The organism is Photobacterium sp. J15 (genome assembly GCF_963870815.1).
In the GTDB taxonomy this organism is placed as follows: domain Bacteria; phylum Pseudomonadota; class Gammaproteobacteria; order Enterobacterales; family Vibrionaceae; genus Photobacterium; species Photobacterium marinum.
Window position 1 is genome coordinate 1,324,113 of the sequence record NZ_CAWMUI010000001.1, and the last position, 19,972, is coordinate 1,344,084.

The window sequence follows — 19,972 nt, forward strand, 5'->3', positions numbered from 1 at the left end:
AGGGTATTCCGGCGCTTTCCTGACCTGGTTTTTGATATGGATGTCGCGCTTCTCTGTAGTTGAGATAGATAACAACGCCTCCTGATGGTGGCCAGCGTGATTGCGCAGGGCTGTGCTCTGTCGATTTTGTAGAGTGATTATCTTGAGGGTTTCACATGTTTAAACTACTGGAACAGGTTAGAAAACCAACACTGGATCTGCCTGTAGAAGAGCGTCGTAAAATGTGGTTCAAGCCATTTATGCAATCTTACCTGGTTGTATTTATCGGCTACTTGACCATGTACCTGATCCGTAAAAACTTCAACGTTGCTCAGAACGACATGATCACGACTTATGATCTGTCGATGACTCAACTGGGTATGATTGGTCTTGGTTTCTCGATTACTTACGGTATCGGTAAAACCGTTGTTTCTTATTACGCTGACGGAAAAAATACCAAACAGTTTCTTCCTTTCATGTTGATCCTGTCAGCGATTGCTATGCTGGGCTTCAGTGCCAGTATGGGCGGCACCAGCGTTAGCCTGTTCTTTATGATCGCTTTCTATGCATTGAGCGGTTTCTTCCAGAGTACCGGTGGTCCTTCAAGTTACTCAACCATTACTAAATGGACGCCACGTAAGAAGCGCGGTACTTACCTTGGCTTCTGGAACATGTCACACAACGTTGGTGGTGCCGGTGCTGCAGGTGTTGCACTGTTTGGTGCGAACTTCCTGTTCGACGGTCACGTAGCGGGTATGTTTGTCTTCCCGTCAATCATTGCACTTGTTGTTGGTTTCATCGGTCTGCGTTTCGGTAGTGATTCTCCAGAAGCTTACGGTCTGGGTAAAGCTGAAGAACTGTTCGGTGAAGAAGTCAGTGAAGAAGACGTTAACGCTGAAGAGAATGAAATGAGTAAGCGCGAAATCTTCATGGAATACGTGCTGAAGAACAAGATCATTTGGCTGCTTTGCTTTGCAAACATCTTCCTGTATATCGTACGTATCGGTATCGATCAGTGGTCAACTGTATACGCTTACCAGGAACTGGGCTTCTCGAAAGAAACAGCTATTCAGGGTTTCACACTGTTCGAAGTAGGTGCACTGGTTGGTACGCTGATGTGGGGTTACCTGTCTGACCTTGCAAACGGTCGCCGTGCTCTGGTTGCCTGTGTGTCTCTGACTCTGATTATCTTCTCTCTGGAAATCTACCAGACAGCGACAACAGAATTCATGTACCTTGGCTCGCTGTTTATTCTTGGCTTCCTGGTATTCGGTCCTCAGCTTCTGATTGGTGTAGCAGCTGTTGGCTTCGTTCCTAAGAAAGCAATCAGTGTTGCTGATGGCATCAAAGGTACATTTGCTTACCTTATTGGTGACAGTTTTGCGAAATTGGGTCTGGGTATGATTGCCGACGGTACGCCAATCTTCGGCCTGACAGGCTGGAAAGGTACCTTCGCAGCACTGGATACTTCAGCTGCGATATGTATTGGTCTGCTACTGTTTGTTGCGATTGCGGAAGAAAGAAAAATTCGCCGCGAGAAGCGCCTGCTGAAAGAGCAAGAAGTGCAAGTTGAAATGGCTTAAGCCTGAATTGATGAAAAGGCCACCCGTTTGGGTGGCTTTTCTTTTTTTAAAGGGGGCGAATTTAAATCAAAAAGCTATTCAGGCAGCAAGAACAAGCTGTTGCAGAGAGTACTTTTTGCTCTGAATCTACCACACGATGAACTTATTCCCTGATGTAGGAAAAATGCAGAAAAGTGAATATGAGTAATTTATTTTTCGCGCTTGCCTGACCGGAAATATGAATGTAGTTTATCTTTCTTTTGGCTCTGGCTGGGTATTTTAAGATGATCAAAGTCGTATTGGTTGATGATCACATCATTGTTCGTTCGGGCTTCGCCCAACTGTTATCCCTCGAAGAAGATATCGAGGTTGTCGGCGAATTCGGTTCAGCACAAGAAGCGCGAAAGGGGATGCCTGGCAGCCAAGCCAATGTTTGTATCCTTGATATTTCGATGCCGGATGAAAGTGGTTTGTCTTTGCTGGAAGATTTGCCGGACGGCATTGCCTGCATCATGCTTAGTGTTCATGACTCGGTTGCAATTGTCGAGAAGGCGTTGGAAGCTGGAGCCCGCGGTTATCTGAGCAAGCGTTGCAGCCCCGATGAACTGGTAGCCGCTGTACGTACTGCCGCTACCGGAGGATGTTATCTGACCCCGGATATTGCGCTGAAGCTGGCATCACCGGATCGCAGTACCAAGGTATTAACTCAACTGACCAAACGCGAGCGTCAAATCGGAGAAATGCTGGCATCGGGTATGGATGTTAAAAGTGTTGCGGCTGAGCTGGGCCTTAGTCCGAAAACCGTGCATGTTCATCGTGCCAATGCCATGGATAAGCTCGGTGTAAAGAATAATGTTGAACTTGCCAAATGCTTTGCCTCTGAGACGCTCTGATGCGCAATTACGTCCTGACTTCGCTGTGTAGTTGGTTGCTGCTTTCCTGCTGCTGGTTTTGTTTGTGGATCATTGCCTCGTACTTTACGCTGGATCCCGAACTTGCTGTGCTCTTTTTCCCGTTTGCGATGCGTCTGGGCGTAACCCTTCACTCCCCCAAAGCATACTGGCCTGCGGTTTATGGTGCCGAATGGTGGTTGATGATATCGCTGGCAGTGCTGCTTGATCAGCCGCAGTGGGTTTCAGTGATGGCGGCTAGTTTGTTGAGCTTGCCTGTTTTGTGGCTGGCTCATGATCTTTATTTCGGTTCCCAGTGGCGCAAGTTGTGCGTGATGGCAACAGTGATAGGAGCCACGGCGCTGATAAACATGCTGGTGGTCGGTTTGCTCAGTGGTCATGGCATGATGGTACTGCTGGTCAGTATTACCGGCGGTCTGATGCTGGTTCCGAGTTGTTATCTGATTTGGAGTTACCTGTTCCAGAAGGCATGGATTCCGTTGACGGTAAATCTGGTTTCACGTCCGGTGGAGCTGAGAAGCCGTCATGTCGTCCTCTATGCGGCTCTGTTTATTATCAGTATTGCCATTCAGTTGGGACTGCCGGATGAGATGCGTCGATTTGCCCCTTTCTGTTTAGCTATTCCGATTATTCTTTTGGCATTTCGCTACGGCTGGCAGGGCGCTTTGCTTGGCACCTTGCTCAATAGTGTGGCACTGATTGCAGCCCGAACCGGCAGCAGTAACCTGGAAATTACTGATTTACTGCTTTCACTTTCAGCTCAGAGCCTAACAGGTATTCTGCTGGGAATGGGCATCCAACGTCAGCGAGAACTTAACGATAAGCTGCGTCAGGAGCTGGCACGTAACCACAATCTTTCTCGTCAGTTGGTTAAGGCGGAAGAATCAGTTCGCCGAGAAGTGGCACGTGAACTCCATGACGAGATAGGTCAGAACATTACCGCGATTCGTACCCAGGCAACTATTATCCAGCGGGTTGAAAATACGCCGATGGGGCAGAATTGCGCTTCGATGATTGAATCTTTGTCGCTGAATATTTACGACACGACCAAAGGACTGCTGACGAGACTGAGACCGAAAACTCTTGATGATCTCGGTTTGGAAGAGGCGGTGCATCAGCTTGTTCGTGAAATGGAATGTGAAAGTCAGGGCATTGTGACTCGTATTGACTGGCAGCAGGACGAGTTGCAGGTGACAGAGCTGAGTGATGCCATGAGTGTCACCTTGTACCGTATTTGTCAGGAGGCGCTGAATAATGTGGTGAAGTATGCCTCGGCTTCTGAAGTGAGTATTTGTTTCTGTATCCGGGATGATGTTGAGCTGGTGATTAGCGATAACGGCGTCGGTTTTAAACAGGAGCAGACATTGCAGGGTTTCGGCCTGCGAGGGATGCGGGAGCGTGTACAGGCTCTGGGCGGAACTTTCCTGCTGAGCAGCCGTACCGAAGGCGAAGATCAGGGCACTGTGCTCAGGGTTATCCTGCCTGCACTGTAACGGGTTCAAGACGAAGAAGAGTATTGATTGATGTTTGGTGAGTTTAAATCTCCGCAACCGGCAGCGACGGTCACCGACCCGCAACAGGTCAACCAGCTTTACCGCTACTGGCGGTTTCACATCATGCTGACCATGTATCTCGGCTATGCTGTTTTCTACCTGACCCGTAAAAACTTCAACTATGCCATGCCGGCCATGCTGGCTGATCTGGGGCTGGATAAAGCTGATATTGGGATGATGGGCACCCTGTTCTACATTACCTACGGTTGTTCCAAGTTCCTATCGGGGATTATTTCTGACCGCTCTAATCCGCGGTATTTCATGGGGCTCGGCCTGATTGCTACCGGCATCGTTAATATCCTGTTTGGCTTCTCTAGCTCATTGTTGGTGCTAAGCGGCCTGTGGGTGCTCAATGCCTGGTTCCAGGGCTGGGGCTGGCCGCCTTGTTCGAAACTGATGACAACCTGGTACTCGCGTTCAGAGCGTGGACTGTGGTGGTCGCTGTGGAATACTGCCCATAATGTTGGTGGTGCGTTGATCCCTTTACTGGCCGGTTATCTGACCCTGCATTTCAGCTGGCGATATGGCTTCATTATACCAGGCATTATCGCTGTGCTGGTGGGATTGGTGCTTTGCTGGCGTTTGCGTGACAAGCCGATCACTCTAGGCCTCCCTACTGTCGGTCGCTGGCGTAATGATCAGCTTGAACTAGCACAGGAGCAGGAAGGTCAGGGTCTCAGCCATGGTGAAATCCTGAGAAAATATGTTCTGAGCAATAAGTATATCTGGCTGTTGGCTTTCAGTTATGTGCTGGTTTACATCGTTCGAACCGCGATTAATGACTGGGGGAATTTGTACCTGACTGAGCAGCACGGTTACGGACTTATTACTGCCAATACGGCCTTGTCGTTGTTTGAAGTCGGTGGTTTTATCGGATCGCTTGTCGCGGGATGGGGCTCGGATAAATTGTTCGGCGGTAACCGGGGCCCGATGAATTTGATTTTCTCAATCGGAATTTTCTTGTCTGTTGCGGCACTCTGGCTAATGCCGATGACTGGGTTTGTGCTGCAGGCTGGCTGCTTTTTTGCCATTGGTTTCTTTGTTTTTGGTCCGCAGATGCTGATAGGAATGGCCGCGGCAGAATGCTCCCATAAAGATTCTGCCGGAGCGGCTACCGGGTTTGTCGGCTTGTTTGCCTATATGGGGGCAGCATTGGCTGGCTATCCGTTAGCTGTGATTATGGAGCATTACCACTGGGCGGGCTTCTTTACCGTTATTTCATCTGCCGCGGCGGTTGTCGGTCTTTTGCTGCTGCCGTTCCTTAAGGCGCAGTCTATCGATGAAGGTGTGACGGTTGTATCTCCGAGCCGCTGAAAGGCTTGTTAAGCTGGCTTGTCATCACTCTGCTTTTGATTTATGAAGCAGCTAAGTAACGCCTTGCCAGGCCGACAAAATCGTCGGTCGGGCGGTCGAGCAAATCCTCCGAGATAAAAAAATCGTAGCCGAGTAATTCTCGGTTGTATCGCATTCTATTTGCCAGCATTGCCTGTAGGCCCTTAAGTATTTTACCGTTGCCGGTGACATAGTGAGTGTCATCAAACAGCATATCTTCAATTTCATGGGGCGGGTCGTCACTGCGTTTGTAGGCAAGTATCAGCAGTATCCGCTGCTCCAGCAGGATTTTGCTGGCAGTACGAGGGCATATTGATTCCAGGAACTCATCATAGTTTTTGAGACGAACGCCAACCCAGGGAACCGGCTCGCACCAGCCTTGGTAACAAATAGTGGCCGGGCCAATTTCGGCAATGTTTTTCCAGCGCGCTAGCCAGCCGCCATAAGGGCTGTGAAACTGGATATGCATGAAAGTCAGAGTAAAGGACAGTGAAGGCTCCCTGCTTTGCTTATAGGCGATAATCAACATCGCCAGCGCCATGATAAAGATAATGGCGATAGCGGCTGCATTAGCTGCCGGATAAAAGTAAACCGCCGCGCAAAGTACCATAAGTACGATTGCGCAGAACACAAGCTGCCATGTTCCGGATCTTGGATTCGGGGGCTTGATATACAGGGTTTTCAAATGGTCGCTTTTGCTCTCTATCATAGTTCTATTATGGTTGATGATAGTTAAGAGCCACTATTGGATCTTTTGACGGGAAAGATAATTGGGCCAAAGAAGAAAATATGGATGAAAGCGTGATGTTGCTATGAATACTTATGCGCATCATGTTGCCTGATTTGGTTGAAGTCGCCAATTTTCGTTGTGATTGATGCAGTTTGCCTTTGGATTGTTGATGATGAGGGGTAATTAAACATAAATTTGGGTCTTTACTTTTTGTCAAAAATGAGACCTTGCCACCTGTTTTTGAGTAAAATCATGTTTTGTTGCGGGTTAAATGACCGTTTGCTGGCATTTCTCTAACATCCTTGGTATAACACGCGCTTACTTTTTCCCGCTGGACATACCTGTTCGAGTTATTTCTTGAGCGGTATATGGTGGTGACTGAAAGTAGTGCAACGGAGTAGGAAATTTAATGAGAATCTCTCACAAACGTAAAGTTCAGCTAAAGCTACAAAAGCGTTTCAAAGCAACTGTAGCGGTAGCAAAACCGGCAGCAGCTAAAAAAGATGCTGTGAAAAAAGCACCAACTGCAGAAACAGTAAAAGCTGCTCCAGCGGCAAAACCTGTTGAAGAGAAAAAGCCAGTTGAAGCGGCAGCACCTGTTGCGGCTCAAGTGTCTCTGACTCCAAAACAGCAGGCAGTGCTTGATATCGTGGTTAAGAATGCTGAAGGCATCAACCCTAAGGGTATCGGTCTTCAGGCTGGCCAGGAAGAGTCAAAAGCAGCTTCTTGGGCAACTGGTGCGCTGAAAAAACTGACTGAAGAAGGTCTGGTTGAGCGCATCCAATTGGCAGGTAACAAAGTTCTTTACAAAGCACTTTAATGACTGCCGAGCCCGTTCCTGTGGCAACAGGAACGGGTGTCCCTTCCCTTTTTTTACCGGCTTCTCAGCCTCTGGCTATCTTTTACCGCCCCTTCGTTATTCTTACTGAATCTTCGAATTCATCCTCGTTATCATTTTTGATACTCAAAATCTCTGCTTGTTCACTTTGCCTAACAGCTTCGACAATTCTTCGTTAATTAAGTATTAAATACGAGATGGATTGGCTAATTTGTCTGATTGTTTAGACTCCCTTTCATTTTGCTGACAACTGTCGTTATTTCGGGTCTCTGCTATAACTTAGCTATGACACTAAAATTTCTCATGGGACCCGAGCTCGGAGGCAGTAGGTATGACGATGATAAGTGCTAGGGAATTTGCAGACTGGCTTCGACATCGCTTCGCTGATGAAGAACGAGGAGTTTGCCTGACCCGGGAAGACATTAATCAGCTGACAGGCAGACAGAGCTTTACGCTGGGTTTTGTCCACGATATCCATTATGAGTTGATGCAACATGGTATGGCATTTGTAACTGATACCTCCAGAGAGATGTTTTATCTGGTACCGATCTCTGACAAGTCCTGGCGGGAAAGGTTAGAAGATCAATATGAGAGGGAGCTTTTTTGTAACGTCTTACCCCTCGATAAATCTGGCTGAGGAAGTAAGGAAAAGCCGTGAGCGTGAAAAAGCATCTGATAAAGATAAATTCAATGGAGTCAGGGATAAACCGAACGGCGGAGATAAATAGTCTTCCAGCAGACAGAATCAATAAGCGATGTTAGTACGTGTTTGTTCTGACTGTAGGAGAAGAATTAAAAAGGGCGCATTATGCGCCCTTTGTTCTGCTTACTTTAAACGGAAAGTGATAGTTTAAAGTACCGCAGCGATACCTTTACACAGTGGCAGCATGTTAGATTTTGTCATACCGGCAACACTGATACGGCCAGAACCTACGATGTAGATACCGAATTCTTCTTTCAGGCGGTTAACCTGATCTTTGTTCAGGCCAGAGAAAGAGAACATACCGTTCTGACGTTCAATGAAGCTGAAGTCTGCCTCAACACCTTGCTCTTTCAGGGTTTGAACGAACAGAACACGCATTTCCTGGATACGGTCGCGCATCTCTGCCAGCTCCTGCTCCCATTCAGTACGTAGTGCGTCGTCGTTCAGGATTTCAGTAACCACTGCTGCACCGTGTGCAGGTGGATTTGAGTAAATAACGCGGGCAATGGATTTCACCTGGCTGAATGCTGTTGTTGATTGCTCTGCATCTTTGGCAACCAGAGTAAAGGCACCGACACGCTCGTTATACAGGCCAAAGTTCTTTGAGAACGAGCTTGCAATCAGCAGCTCTTCACATTTAGCGGCAAAAATACGCAGGCCCTGAGCGTCTTCTTCAACACCGTTTGCAAAACCCTGGTAAGCAAAGTCAAACATTGGCAGCAGCTGTTTTTCAACACAAAGCTCTGCCAGTTTTTGCCACTGTGCTGCATCTGGGTCGATACCGGTAGGGTTGTGACAGCAGCCGTGCAGCAGAACAACATCGCCAGGTGCAGCATTTGCCAGATCAGCCATTGCAGCATCGAAATCCATGTCTTTGGTTTCTGCATCATAGTAGGTGTACTCGGCAATTTCCAAACCGGCAGCAGAGAAAACACCCTTGTGGTTAGCCCAGGTCGGATTGCTCAGCCATACCTTTACATCACCTAGCTGGCGCTTAATGAATTCCGCAGCCAGACGTAGGGCACCTGTACCACCCGGAGCCTGTGCAGTTTGAGCGCGCTTGTCTGAAATAATTGAAGAATCAGTACCGAACAGCAGGCGCTGAACTGCCAGACCATACTCTGGCGTACCAGGGATCGCCAGGTAAGATTTGGTGGTTTCTTTTTCCAGCAGGATTGCTTCTGCTTTCTTTACCGTTGCCAGAACAGGAGTATTGCCAGACTCGTCTTTATAGATACCAACACCAAGGTTGATTTTTTCAGCGCGGGTATCTTTTTTGAACTCTTCAGTCAGGCCAAGAATGGGGTCGGCAGGTGCGGCGGTAATTTTTTCAAACATTGTGGTCATCCATGCAGTTAAATACAAACGGTCATACCTCTATTTATACCTCTTGTCAGCAAACATTGACAACATATTGCAACAATTTCATTAATTATTTTTGCAGAGTGGCTCATAGTTATAGCTTTTGCGTAACCTCCGGCATATCTGCCTATAAACAATAGCATTATTCTGCAAGAAACTTACGACAAAAAGTTACTCATCTAGGCGATATAACCAGCTTTTAGGCTTTGATTTTGTTTGAATTTCAGGTAAAGAGGTAAATTTACTAGATTTATTGGCTTATCAATTAATTGATGTGAAACTGATCACGGATGGTAGGGGTAGCCTTCACATAGGATTACAACCCGAAGGAATTTGGTCAAATATGATGAAAACGGTCTGTTTTTGACCCTTAAGGACATAAAAATCCTGCTTTAGCGGTCTCCATGCGTTAAACATGCCAAATCATAATTATTTCTCTATCCATCATATTTGACCAAGGTTGGAAACTGGCTGCGGCAGAATAAAAATAACAGCTGTCGTGGTGATTATCGGGGAATTCTCAATGGAAAAGCCACGTCTGACGTTTTGGCAAATATGGAATATGAGCTTCGGCTTTATGGGTATTCAGTTTGGTTTCGGCCTGCAGAATGCTAATGTGAGTCGGATTTTTGAAACACTCGGTGCAAGTATCGATCAAATCCCTATCTTATGGATCGCTGCGCCGCTTACCGGTTTATTGGTACAGCCAATTATCGGCTACTTCAGTGACCGTACCTGGACTGTTCTGGGTCGTCGTCGTCCTTACTTCTTATTCGGTGCCATTGCATCATCCCTGGCATTAATCATCATGCCGTTCTCCCCATATCTTTGGGTGGCTGCAGGGATGCTGTGGATCCTTGATGCCTCGATTAACATCTCAATGGAACCTTTCCGTGCCTTGGTTGCAGATAACCTGCCTTCCGAGCAGCGTACACAAGGTTTTGCTGTTCAGACATTTTTCATCGGTGTTGGCTCTGTTGTTGCTTCTGCCATGCCTTACCTGCTAAGCAACGTGTTTGAAGTAGCGAATACCGCGCCTGCCGGTGAAGTTCCACCATCTGTGAAAATTTCGTTCATCTGTGGTGCTATCGTATTTATCGGTTCTATTGTGTGGACAGTGCTACGCACCAAAGAATACAGCCCACAAGAGTTGGCTAAATTTCATAACGAACAATTTAAGCCGGAAGAACAAAAAGCTGATTTACGTGAAATCTTCACTGACATTAAAGCGATGCCAAAAACCATGGTACAGCTGGCTGTAGTCCAGTTCTTCTCGTGGTTTGCTCTTTTCGCAATGTGGATTTACACCACATCAGCAGTAACCACTTACATCTTTGGTACATCAGATACCAGCTCTGCACTTTATAACGAAGGTGCCGATTGGGTTGGCTTATGCTTTGCCGCGTATAACGGTATTTCGGCCTTGGCTGCATTTGCGCTTCCATGGTTGGCACAGCGCACCAGCCGTAAATTTGTGCATAGTCTGAGCTTGGTTATAGGTGGTGCTAGCCTTGCTTCGATTGCCCTTATCGATAACCCGGCAATGCTAATGCTGAATATGGTCGGCATTGGCCTTGCGTGGGCGAGTATCCTGTGTATGCCTTACGCCATTCTGGCCGGGGCTCTGCCTGTAAAGAAAATGGGTTTCTACATGGGTGTATTTAACTTCTTCATCGTACTGCCTCAGATCCTGGCTGCTGGCATTCTTGGTTTCTTCACCCGTTGGGCATTTGAAGGGAATACTATGATGGCAATCGTACTGGGCGGTGTTTCTATGATTTTTGCCGGTATGATGGTTTGCACTGTACGTGATGAAGATGAACCAAATAAAGTTGAACAGGACGACACACAGAGTGCAGCAAAACCAGCAACTGTTTAACGCTTAAATAAGTTCATCTCACTAAGAGCCACTCAATACGATTCCGCCCTACGAAGTAGGGCGGCTTAATTTTATTTCGTAAATCAGATGAAAATCTAATCCTTAATTAAACAGAGATATTACGAATCAAAGTAATGAGAAATAATATCTTTATTATCACCTGAATTAGGAACTAAGGTTTGCATTCTAGACATTAGCTTTATAAGGTCAGTTAAAGTTGGGAATTTTTTCCGATTTAAAGCACCAGGCATCAGCAATAATTGAACGTACTCAGGAACATCATTAAAACCATCATTGTTACCAATATGCTCATATCCGGCAGTATGCATTAACTCATGCAATAGTAATCCTTGATTATTATACGAAGTTCCACTTAAGACTTGATCTTCGTCAAGATAAATATTGAGGCCGTTATGCCTTAAACCATATGCATTTGCTCCTATTACATTTCTAAATGTGGAAATGTTGACCACCGCATCATAGTCCTGGTTTAGTTTTTGACTGAGATAGTCCTTGAATTCATTGAAATTTGATGGATTGTTTTGAGCAGGACGTAGTAAATGTAAGTTTTCATTAAATAACTTTATGAATTCTGGTGTGTTTACAATGAAACACATACGGCTGAAATATAGTTGTACTTTATTTTTTAACGCCTCACTCGGCTTTAGTGGCCCTGATAAAATATTACTCCAGTTACTTGGTATGACGGGATTATCAATGAAATTCAAACTAACGCTAGTAAGCGCAGGGGACTTTACTGCATTTGCTAAAATTTTGGAATGATTTTGAGCTAAATGAACTGCATCTTGTTCGGATAGAGAGAAATTTTCCATTGCTTGTTTGATAATATTCATAATTATTCCTTTGAAGTGATTTGACTCAAATAAAGATTAATATGAAATGGAATTTAAAATGGGACTTAATGCACAGAAATAAGTACGTTAAAAAATACATTGTCATGGAATGTATCGTTGAATATGTTATTAAAACATGAAAGTGATGTCGCTGAGTTATACTTGCCTTGGTTTGTATGTTTCTTATTGATGAATTGTTTATAGCTGGTGTAATGGTAAACAACAAGTGTAAAGCGAATTGTGTCTACACTTATTTAAAATACAAATGGCCAGACTTTATTTATTACGCTATAGAAGAAGCCAATGAAGGCAAAAAATACATTTCCCTGCTGATATATCAAAGGTAAATATAAGAAGGGCTATTAATACAAGAGATAAATAAAGTAAGTTGTGGATTTTTGTAATATAGTACTTATACAGAACAATAATGATTATTACCCCTAATGGAAAAGGTAACCAATTAGCTTGTATAATTTCAGTTAATTCCATTTCTATCAATATCATTGTGTCGATGAGTTATATAAATGTATTCTTATATACATACCAAGAGTGTTCAATAGAGATTGTTAAGTTTGTTGGATATTTATATTTTCTGAGTGCTTGCCAGCTTTTTTAATGTCATTTGTCTCATAATTATATCTCTAAGGTATACTGATGGCTGTCAAATACCGATTTTTGAGGTGGAAATGAAGGCGGTCATAGCTGTATGTTGTTTGTTGGTACTCATGTTAACGAGTTCTCCAACATTTGCTCAGGCTCAGGCTCAGGCTCAGGCTCAGGCTCAGGCTCAGGCTCAGGCTCAGGCTCAGGCTCAGGCTCAGGCTCAGGCTGCTGAAGGTTCTTATTTGGCAGCAAAAAACGTTATACATTATCTGTCTGAATTTAAAAATAAAAATCAAGAGTTATGGCTTGATTATTCAGGTAGCAGATATGCTCTTTCAACGGTAAAGCTTGTGCCTGACTACATCATTGCGAAGTACGAAAAAGGTGTTGCACTTATCTCATTCGACTTTGATGGCAGTGATTTTGGAAATCATGTCATTGTTCATGAGGGCAACTTCGATTTAAGCCATATTACCAGAACCTCCTTTGACCGCTCGGTAGTAAAGTATGAATCAGCTAATCTGAAAATGAGTGAGCAGGCTGATAATACAGTTGTTTCAGGAGACCTTGTTGATAAGGATGGGCATCAGGTTAAATTCAGCATGAGTATCAATGACACACTGATCACTGCTGGAACAAGTCGTTTAGTCATTAATGATCACCATGAAGCAGTTCTTACCGGGCTGTTAGGTACCAGAACATATTTTCAGTTTTCTGATCTAATCAAGAATAATCCTGATGTTAAAACTGTTGTGATTCAGAAAGTAAATGGTTCGCTGAACGATGATATTAATGTTCATACCGGCCGTTTACTAAGAAATTCGGGACTTAATACGAAAATCCCCCATGATGGATTCGCGCATTCTGGTGGTGTTGACCTGTTTGTTTCAGGAAATAAAAGGTTAGTCGAAGAGGGCGGGGTTCTTGGTGTCCATTCGTGGTGTTGTTCCAAGGGTAAAACTGGGGACCAACTCTCCAGGGATGATATTGCGCACCGAAGCCAGTTAGATTATTTCGAAGAGATGCTTGGTAAAAAAACTGGGCGTGATTTTTATTTTTTCACGTTAAACGTTGCTGCTTTTGATGAGATGCATGAAATGTCGCAGGACGAACTGCGTCGGTTTGCGCTTACTTCAAATTAGTTGAATACCTGGTAGAGGCATTTAAGCGGGAGCGTATTCCCGAAGAGCTGCTCTAATCAGGCCTTGAGAATAAATCTGGCGACACGTTAGCACTGCCGCCAGATTCGTTTTTACCTACGGCTATCTGCGTGGTTATAGCTTGTAGTTGAAGTTTAGTGTAGCGTTACGCTCTTCTCCTGGCATCCCGCCTGCGTACATTGCTTTGCTGTAGTACCTTTCGTTGAACAGGTTGTTGATGTTCAGCTGAAGCTGCCAGTTATCCTGGCCATAGCTCAGGCCGGTATCAACGACGGTATAACTCGGCAGATAAGCATCCGGAATACCGAATGGTTTGGCTGCAACACTTCGCTCGCCGACATATTGACCGCCAAGGCTGATATTCAGTGGGTTTTGCAGTGGGAACCAGTCCGCACCATACGTTACCCAAGCACCAGCTGTAACGCGTGGAATTCCTTTCTGACGGGTATCATAGCTCTTGCTGTTCGGATCTTTTCTGTCTCTGGCTTCCTGATACAGGGCGTTCAGATTTACTTTCCATTTATCGCCGATGAAGGCATTCATGTCTAACTCGACACCCTGAGTTCTTTCTTCACCGTCGTAGAAATACTTTTCTACTTCCGGCCCTGACACACCATCTTCATAGTCCGGATTGTTGTATCTCAGGTTAGTTCTTCGTGTATCGAAGAGTACCAGGGATGTCAGCATCTGATCGTCAAAGCTTTTAACACGCATGCCCAAATCATAGCTGATTGATTCAGAGTCCTTCCTGTCATCTTCATTGCCTTTAATTGAGCCTGTGACGCTGTAAGCTGTCCGGCCTTTGGCATAGTTGATAAAGAACGACAGATCATCCATTGGCATATAGCTTAGGCCAAGGTTATAGGTGATACCGTTATCTTTAGTGTCAGCCTCTGGTGTCGGTTCGGCAGCACTCTTACGGTAGCGCGGGTCAACGCCGAAATGCTGGTAAGTTTGGGAAACTTCGTTAAAGGCTACACCAACGCGGGAGGTAAAGCCGTAACCCAGATACCCGACATGCTGAACGCCCACGCCCCATGCCTGGACCCCTTTTTCATAGTTTGAAGTAATCAGAGGATCGTAGTTTTCAAAGTTGCCAGAGCCCCAGTTAGGGTTATTGATGTCATAAATATAGGGCAGGCTGCCCTGGTAGGTCACCTTCCCGGAAGCTTTGTCTTTGATGACTTTATCGGCGTCATAGATGGATGATTGCTTCAGGCGAACGTTGCGGTCTTCAAAGTTGGCGTTTAGCAGCAATTCGTTACTAATGCTACCTAAGTCAAAGTGATAATGCAGATCGGCGAAGTACTGCCATGATTGTTCATGTGCTGCGACTTTCCGGTATTCCTGACGTCGGGCCGCAAATGGGTAGAGAACGTCATTTTCAACTAGTGGAGCTCGTGGTGCCTTGTTTTGTTTGTAGTAAACATAGTTGTAAGCACCGGTCTGGCGGACAAAACCGGACTCATAATCACGGTACTGAACTTGTTGGTTTAGGAATAGATCATCAGTGAAATTGATATTGTGAGTAAGTTTTAGTCTTAACTCTTCACCTTCATTGGCTTTCGCCATCGGTGAAACTAGGCTGGCATTGCCTATGTTGTGCGGTGTCAGGCCATCGCTGTTGCTCATGGTGTCCATCAACTGTTGTCGCTGGGCCTCTGTCAGGTTTGCTGTTCCCGGCATCAGATCAGCGACAGTTGCTTCACCGGCAGGTTTTCCGTTGGCTGAAGCGGCATTGTAGATACGAACCGGATCGCCGATTGAGTCTACTTTAATGGCATCTTTGATATAGGCTGCTGAGAGCAGAACATCTTGATCTTCTGTCAGCTGATATTTTAGTGAGCCATAGACTTCATCTCTGTCCTGACCAACATTGCGATAGCCGTCGCTGCGGGCAGTTTTTGCCACCAATCGATAGGCAAGGTCGTCGGTCAGGCCAGCGGTAGTATCTATTGCTATTGAGCGGGTGTTCCATTGGCCTATTTCAACATCAACAGAGTGGCTCGGAGCGAATTGTGGTTTTTTCTCAATCAGGTTGATGATGCCGCCTGCGCTGCCCATACCGTACAGGCCTGTTGCCGGGCCTTTTAGGACTTCAACAGATTCGACGTTAGTGAGGGAGCGGGTAGGGTTGAATACGTTACCCAGTCCAGCACCGCCATACATGCCGTCATAAGTGTAATTAACGCCCAATCCGCGGATGGCTAGGTTGTCGCCGATACCATAGTTATTACCGGCTTGAGTGACACCGCTGATGTTGCGCAGGATATCCTGCAAATCGTCGGCTCCCTGTTCTTTAATTAGCTCTGAGCTGACAACAACAACAGGGGCGGGTGTTTGCATCAGGGACATGTCTGATTTGGTGGCCAAGCCAGAATCTAATACCAGTTGATGTTGTGTGCCTACTACTGTGATCGTATCTACGTCGTTGTTTGCTTTGAAGTGTCCGTCGGTCTCAGCAAATGAATGTAAAGGTGTAAGTGCAGATGCACAGGCAACTGCAATAAGTGAAAGCTTGTAATTCTTCATGATTTTTTCTGTTATCCACATCTAAGAGCAATATGATGCGATTGCTAATAATTATCATTTCTGTGAATAATTAAACTGAATTTACAATATTTACTTTCAGAGGTCTGGTTGTAATCTCTTAATTAATGGTTGTTTGATGGCGTTAGACAATCGTTTATGCGAGGTAGGCGGCTTGATGGTGCTTGAGCCTAAATGGCTAGAAATGCATAGAAAAGCCGTCGATTGCGACGGCTTTGTGCGGGTATTTACATTTTCGCCTATTGAGATAAAACTTTATCGGTAGACACTGTTCATGTGAGGTGGCATTGCAGGCTTTTCTTTTTCAAAGCACATAATCATAGATGTGTTCATTTTGTTTGATGTGGTGTATTCGGAAACATAAATCATTTTCCAACCGTCAAAATCTTCAAGGTTGTTGTTCATATTGCCGTCAGTAACCGATTCAAACTGGGTGCAGCGTGTCATCATATTTGTGTTCGTACCCGGCTCCCGAAGGTGTGAAGTAATGTCTGCACCGCTACAGCCGCTTAACAGGACGGTAAAGAAAAGAAGGCTTATCAGCTTTTTCATAATGAAATGCTCTCAGGGTATATAAATTCATTTAAATCAATCTATTAGAAAAAGCGACCAGTGACAGAGCTAACTTAATACTCAAATAAGCAATAATCAGGACCAATTAGTCGTTAAACGGTACAGCTCACACTTTCGTTGAAATCGGTTATCTTAACTTCTTTAGCGCTAATTTTAGATTCAGGTTAGGAGGAGATTGTTTGAACCGTTGTTTTTTCTTCGCTTGCCGGTTCAATTATTTCAATTTCATCTGATCAGTTGCGGAAGATTTTATTGAAGTGTTAGGAGCATAATTATGTGCTGAAAGATGACATCGAGTTCCAGTTTGCTTTTGTTTGGTCTGCCTTGCATGGTTATTGCGGACGAGTAATACAAAGAGTTTGCTGGGGCTTCAATGCAAATCTGTACAGTAGCGGCCAGACCGTCTTTGTTATCTGGTATTGGGAAAGTACTAGTGGCGAAAGGCCGCCACTCGCCGCTACTCAAAGCTATTAATGCGGTTAACAGCCTGTAGGGTGTTTACCGCATTGTGGCGTTAAATAAAGAAGGTATCGAGATAGAGTTGTTCAACTTCTTTTCTTGCCCATTCAGTACGTCGCAGGAACTTCAGGCTAGATTTGATACTTGGCTCGTTGTTGAAGCAGCGGACATTGACGATGCGTCCAAGCTCTTCCCAGCCATAGTGGTCGACGAGCTCTTCAAGTAACCTTTGCAGGGTAATGCCGTGAAGTGGATTGTTGGGTTGATGGTTCATGTAGCCTGCTTTTTTGTGCTATCTGGGGGGGCACTATACCAGCTTGAATAGTGCGATTAAATCATCGTTTGCAATTATCGCTGTTAGAATAACGCAGAACTCAGCGCATTCATCAGAAAGCCGGACAACAAGCATTACCGTGAGTGTAAAGATCAGATCCTGCGTGACAAACAAAGGCTAACCAAGGGTAGCCTTTGTTATAGGCGGACTAGTCCGCCTTGCTATAAGCTAGCTGGCTTGTTCTGTTAGAGTGATCTCTCCTTCATGCTGACTCAACAGCATTTTTTGGATGTTGAAACCGCAAAGCATGAGGATAAGACACCAATTTAAGAAAGGAAGCGTTCCTTTTTCTAGGCTTTCAGAGAGTTGAGTTGGTTTCCACTGAAAGGTGTCACAAAGACTTTCGATCGTTATGCCGGTAAAGGTGTTGTCGCCAATAATACGCTTAAATTCTTTTTCGCTAGGCATTTCAAAAACACTTTTATTTTTAAATGCTGTTGGCTTGAATGCGCGCATTACTTTCCTGGCATCGACATCAATAGGCTGACCATTATTTTGAATGTTCGGGCGGCCAGCGAGGGCTGCGAGAAAACACCAGCAAGGGTAGGGAATATCAGAAATATTCTCAGGTTCACGCTTATAGCGTGACATCCAATCAGAGAGTTTTTTCTCTTGTAGGCCAGTTAAACGGGCGAGGGTTGCTGAATCATAATCATACTCTTTTAGCAGGTTGATAATTTCAGCGACTTCTGAAACGAAGGGTTTGGCCCATAGGCTTGCTGGCGCGAGGGTAGTTTCTCTGATCATAATAGACTCATATGGTTTAGCGTTACTGCTTACCGAAATAAGCGGATAGGCATAAGCTTATTCTAACCCTGCAACCAAGTCTATTTACGAGAGTCTTCCCGTCCTATATTTCACCTAACTTGCTGGTATATCGGTTAGTCAGGTATGGGAAGGGACTGCGTGAGTGGTTCTTTGCCGTCTCCTTGCTTCGTGTGATAAGCCCAAATAATAGGGGATGTAGGAAAGAGCCAAACCGGATTATGAAACACTTGGTTTTGAGCAAGGCTGATAACAAACAGGACGAGCGCAAGGCTCGTCCTGTGAGAAAGGATACCGTTTATCGAAATAAGCTTATCGAAATAGGTTGCCTTTTATCTGGCTGACTTCTGTCTTAGAAGTTAGCAGAACGTGGTGCACGTGGGAATGGAATCACATCACGGATGTTTGCCATACCTGTTACGTAAGTTACCAGACGTTCGAAGCCCAGACCGAAGCCAGAGTGTGGAACTGTGCCGTAGCGGCGCAGGTCGCGGTACCAGCTCATGTGTTCAGGATCGATGCCCATCTCTACCATGCGCTTGTCCAGTAGTTCCAGACGCTCTTCACGCTGAGAACCACCGATGATTTCACCGATGCCAGGTGCCAGTACGTCCATTGCCGCCACTGTCTTGCCGTCTTCGTTCATGCGCATGTAGAACGCTTTGATGTCTTTCGGGTAGTTCTTAACAACTACCGGAGCTTTAAAGTGTTCTTCAGCAAGGTAACGCTCATGCTCAGAAGACATATCGATACCCCACTCAACAGGGAATTCGAAGTCACGGCCAGAATCTTTCAGGATCTGGATTGCGTCAGTGTAGTCAACCTGTGCAAAGTCAGAAGAAACAAACTGCTCCAGACGAGTGATCGCATCTTTGTTGATACGCTGAGCGAAGAACTCAAGGTCATCGCGGCGCTCTTCAAGAACTGCTTTGAATACATACTTCAGCATGTCTTCAGCCAGCTTAGCTACGTCATCCAGTTCAGCAAATGCAACTTCTGGTTCAACCATCCAGAATTCCGCCAGGTGGCGGCTGGTGTTTGAGTTTTCTGCACGGAAAGTAGGACCGAATGTGTACACTTTGCTTAGGGCACAAGCGTAAGCTTCAGCGTTCAGCTGACCAGATACTGTCAGGAAGGTCTCTTTACCGAAGAAGTCTTTATCGAAATCAACTTCACCAGCGTCAGTCATTGGAGTGTTCACCATATCCAGAGTAGATACACGGAACATCTCACCGGCACCTTCACAGTCAGAAGCTGTGATCAGCGGAGCTGATACCCAGAAGTAACCCTGCTCGTGGTAGAAGCGGTGGATTGCCTGAGAAAGGCAGTTACGTACACGTGCTACCGCACCGATTACGTTGGTGCGAGGACGCAGGTGAGCAACTTCACGAAGGTACTCGATAGAGTGACGGGTTTTTGCCATTGGGTATGTTTCAGCATCTTCAACCCAACCAACAACTTTAACGTCAGTTGCTGCCAGTTCGAAATCCTGGCCTTTTGCTGGTGATTCAACGATTTTACCGGTGACCTCAACAGAGCAACCAGTTGTCAGCTTAAGAACTTCTTCCTGGTAATTATTTAACTCATTAGGGACCACGGCCTGAATCGGGTCGAAACAAGAGCCGTCATAAATGGCAAGGAAAGAGATTCCAGCTTTGGAATCGCGACGTGAACGGACCCAACCGCGTACAGTGACTTCAGTGTCTACTGCAAGCTTACCGCTCAATACGTCTGTTACAGGCGCGTAAGTCATGTTTAAATCATTCTCCGTTAAGGCACTTTATAGATCTGTGCTTTAAGATACAGTCCAAAACAGCAATATTAC

At 45.5% G+C, this 19,972-nt stretch carries 16 protein-coding genes and 1 pseudogene; 9 read left to right on the forward strand and 8 right to left on the reverse strand.

Annotation, left to right across the window (positions count from 1 at the left end; translation table 11 throughout):
* Positions 1–155 precede the first annotated feature (155 nt).
* From uhpT to AACQ93_RS06340, 4 genes are all read left to right on the forward strand, one after another.
* On the forward strand, positions 156–1,562 hold the full coding sequence (gene uhpT / locus AACQ93_RS06325) for a hexose-6-phosphate:phosphate antiporter (protein ID WP_064602961.1): 1,407 nt from the start codon (positions 156–158) through the stop codon (positions 1,560–1,562).
* Between the two features lie 263 nt (positions 1,563–1,825).
* Positions 1,826–2,434, forward strand: coding sequence for a transcriptional regulator UhpA (gene uhpA, locus AACQ93_RS06330; RefSeq protein ID WP_064602963.1), 609 nt, complete (start codon positions 1,826–1,828; stop codon positions 2,432–2,434).
* On the forward strand, positions 2,434–3,945 hold the full coding sequence (uhpB, locus tag AACQ93_RS06335) for a signal transduction histidine-protein kinase/phosphatase UhpB (RefSeq protein WP_064602967.1): 1,512 nt from the start codon (positions 2,434–2,436) through the stop codon (positions 3,943–3,945). The genes uhpA and uhpB overlap by 1 nt, the downstream gene beginning before the upstream one ends.
* 30 nt (positions 3,946–3,975) lie before the next feature.
* Positions 3,976–5,319 carry an MFS transporter gene (locus AACQ93_RS06340; protein ID WP_064602969.1) on the forward strand — a complete coding sequence of 448 codons (1,344 nt, stop codon included), beginning with the start codon at positions 3,976–3,978 and terminating at the stop codon, positions 5,317–5,319.
* 40 nt (positions 5,320–5,359) lie between these two features.
* On the opposite strand, the gene AACQ93_RS06345 is transcribed toward AACQ93_RS06340, so the two are convergent.
* On the reverse strand, positions 5,360–5,947 hold the full coding sequence (locus AACQ93_RS06345; protein ID WP_232323290.1) for a DUF2982 domain-containing protein: 588 nt from the start codon (positions 5,945–5,947) through the stop codon (positions 5,360–5,362).
* A gap of 529 nt (positions 5,948–6,476) precedes the next feature.
* On the opposite strand from AACQ93_RS06345, the gene AACQ93_RS06350 reads away from it, so the two are divergent.
* The gene (locus AACQ93_RS06350; protein ID WP_064602973.1) at positions 6,477–6,887 is read left to right on the forward strand and encodes a hypothetical protein; all 411 of its coding nucleotides are present in this window, start codon (positions 6,477–6,479) and stop codon (positions 6,885–6,887) included.
* A 349-nt stretch (positions 6,888–7,236) separates the two neighbouring features.
* The gene (locus AACQ93_RS06355; RefSeq protein ID WP_036798425.1) at positions 7,237–7,542 is read left to right on the forward strand and encodes a hypothetical protein; all 306 of its coding nucleotides are present in this window, start codon (positions 7,237–7,239) and stop codon (positions 7,540–7,542) included.
* Positions 7,543–7,755: 213 nt separating this feature from the next.
* Here AACQ93_RS06355 and AACQ93_RS06360 read toward each other — a convergent pair whose 3' ends face one another.
* A complete protein-coding gene (locus tag AACQ93_RS06360; protein ID WP_064602975.1) occupies positions 7,756–8,946 on the reverse strand; it encodes an amino acid aminotransferase in 1,191 nt (396 codons plus the stop codon).
* Positions 8,947–9,493: 547 nt separating this feature from the next.
* On the opposite strand from AACQ93_RS06360, the gene AACQ93_RS06365 reads away from it, so the two are divergent.
* Positions 9,494–10,849: an MFS transporter gene (locus tag AACQ93_RS06365; RefSeq protein WP_064602977.1), complete on the forward strand. Its 1,356-nt coding sequence runs from the start codon at positions 9,494–9,496 to the stop codon at positions 10,847–10,849.
* Positions 10,850–10,968: 119 nt separating this feature from the next.
* On the opposite strand, the gene AACQ93_RS06370 is transcribed toward AACQ93_RS06365, so the two are convergent.
* Entirely contained in the window at positions 10,969–11,703 is a 735-nt protein-coding gene (locus AACQ93_RS06370) for a hypothetical protein (RefSeq protein WP_064602979.1), read from the reverse strand.
* A 680-nt stretch (positions 11,704–12,383) separates the two neighbouring features.
* Here AACQ93_RS06370 and AACQ93_RS06375 point away from each other — a divergent pair.
* Positions 12,384–13,448 (forward strand): hypothetical protein, encoded by a 1,065-nt coding sequence (locus AACQ93_RS06375; protein ID WP_198160095.1) that lies wholly within the window; start codon positions 12,384–12,386, stop codon positions 13,446–13,448.
* Positions 13,449–13,580: 132 nt separating this feature from the next.
* On the opposite strand, the gene AACQ93_RS06380 is transcribed toward AACQ93_RS06375, so the two are convergent.
* The 3 genes from AACQ93_RS06380 to AACQ93_RS06390 form a co-directional block, all read right to left on the reverse strand.
* A complete protein-coding gene (locus AACQ93_RS06380; RefSeq protein WP_064602983.1) occupies positions 13,581–15,998 on the reverse strand; it encodes a TonB-dependent receptor in 2,418 nt (805 codons plus the stop codon).
* Positions 15,999–16,271: 273 nt separating this feature from the next.
* Positions 16,272–16,568, reverse strand: a complete 297-nt coding sequence (locus AACQ93_RS06385) for a lipoprotein (protein ID WP_064602984.1) — start codon at positions 16,566–16,568, stop codon at positions 16,272–16,274.
* Positions 16,569–17,103: 535 nt separating this feature from the next.
* Complete coding sequence (locus AACQ93_RS06390; RefSeq protein WP_064602986.1) at positions 17,104–17,322, reverse strand: VF530 family protein; 219 nt, start codon at positions 17,320–17,322, stop codon at positions 17,104–17,106.
* A 96-nt stretch (positions 17,323–17,418) separates the two neighbouring features.
* Between AACQ93_RS06390 and AACQ93_RS06395 the strand changes: the two are divergent.
* A pseudogene (locus AACQ93_RS06395) lies at positions 17,419–17,571 on the forward strand (hypothetical protein); the annotation flags it as partial.
* Here AACQ93_RS06395 and AACQ93_RS06400 read toward each other — a convergent pair.
* Positions 17,551–18,129: a hypothetical protein gene (locus tag AACQ93_RS06400; RefSeq protein WP_064602988.1), complete on the reverse strand. Its 579-nt coding sequence runs from the start codon at positions 18,127–18,129 to the stop codon at positions 17,551–17,553. The pseudogene AACQ93_RS06395 and the gene AACQ93_RS06400 overlap by 21 nt on opposite strands.
* Positions 18,130–18,499: 370 nt before the next feature.
* Positions 18,500–19,900: an asparagine--tRNA ligase gene (asnS, locus tag AACQ93_RS06405; protein WP_007462225.1), complete on the reverse strand. Its 1,401-nt coding sequence runs from the start codon at positions 19,898–19,900 to the stop codon at positions 18,500–18,502.
* Positions 19,901–19,972: the final 72 nt, after the last annotated feature.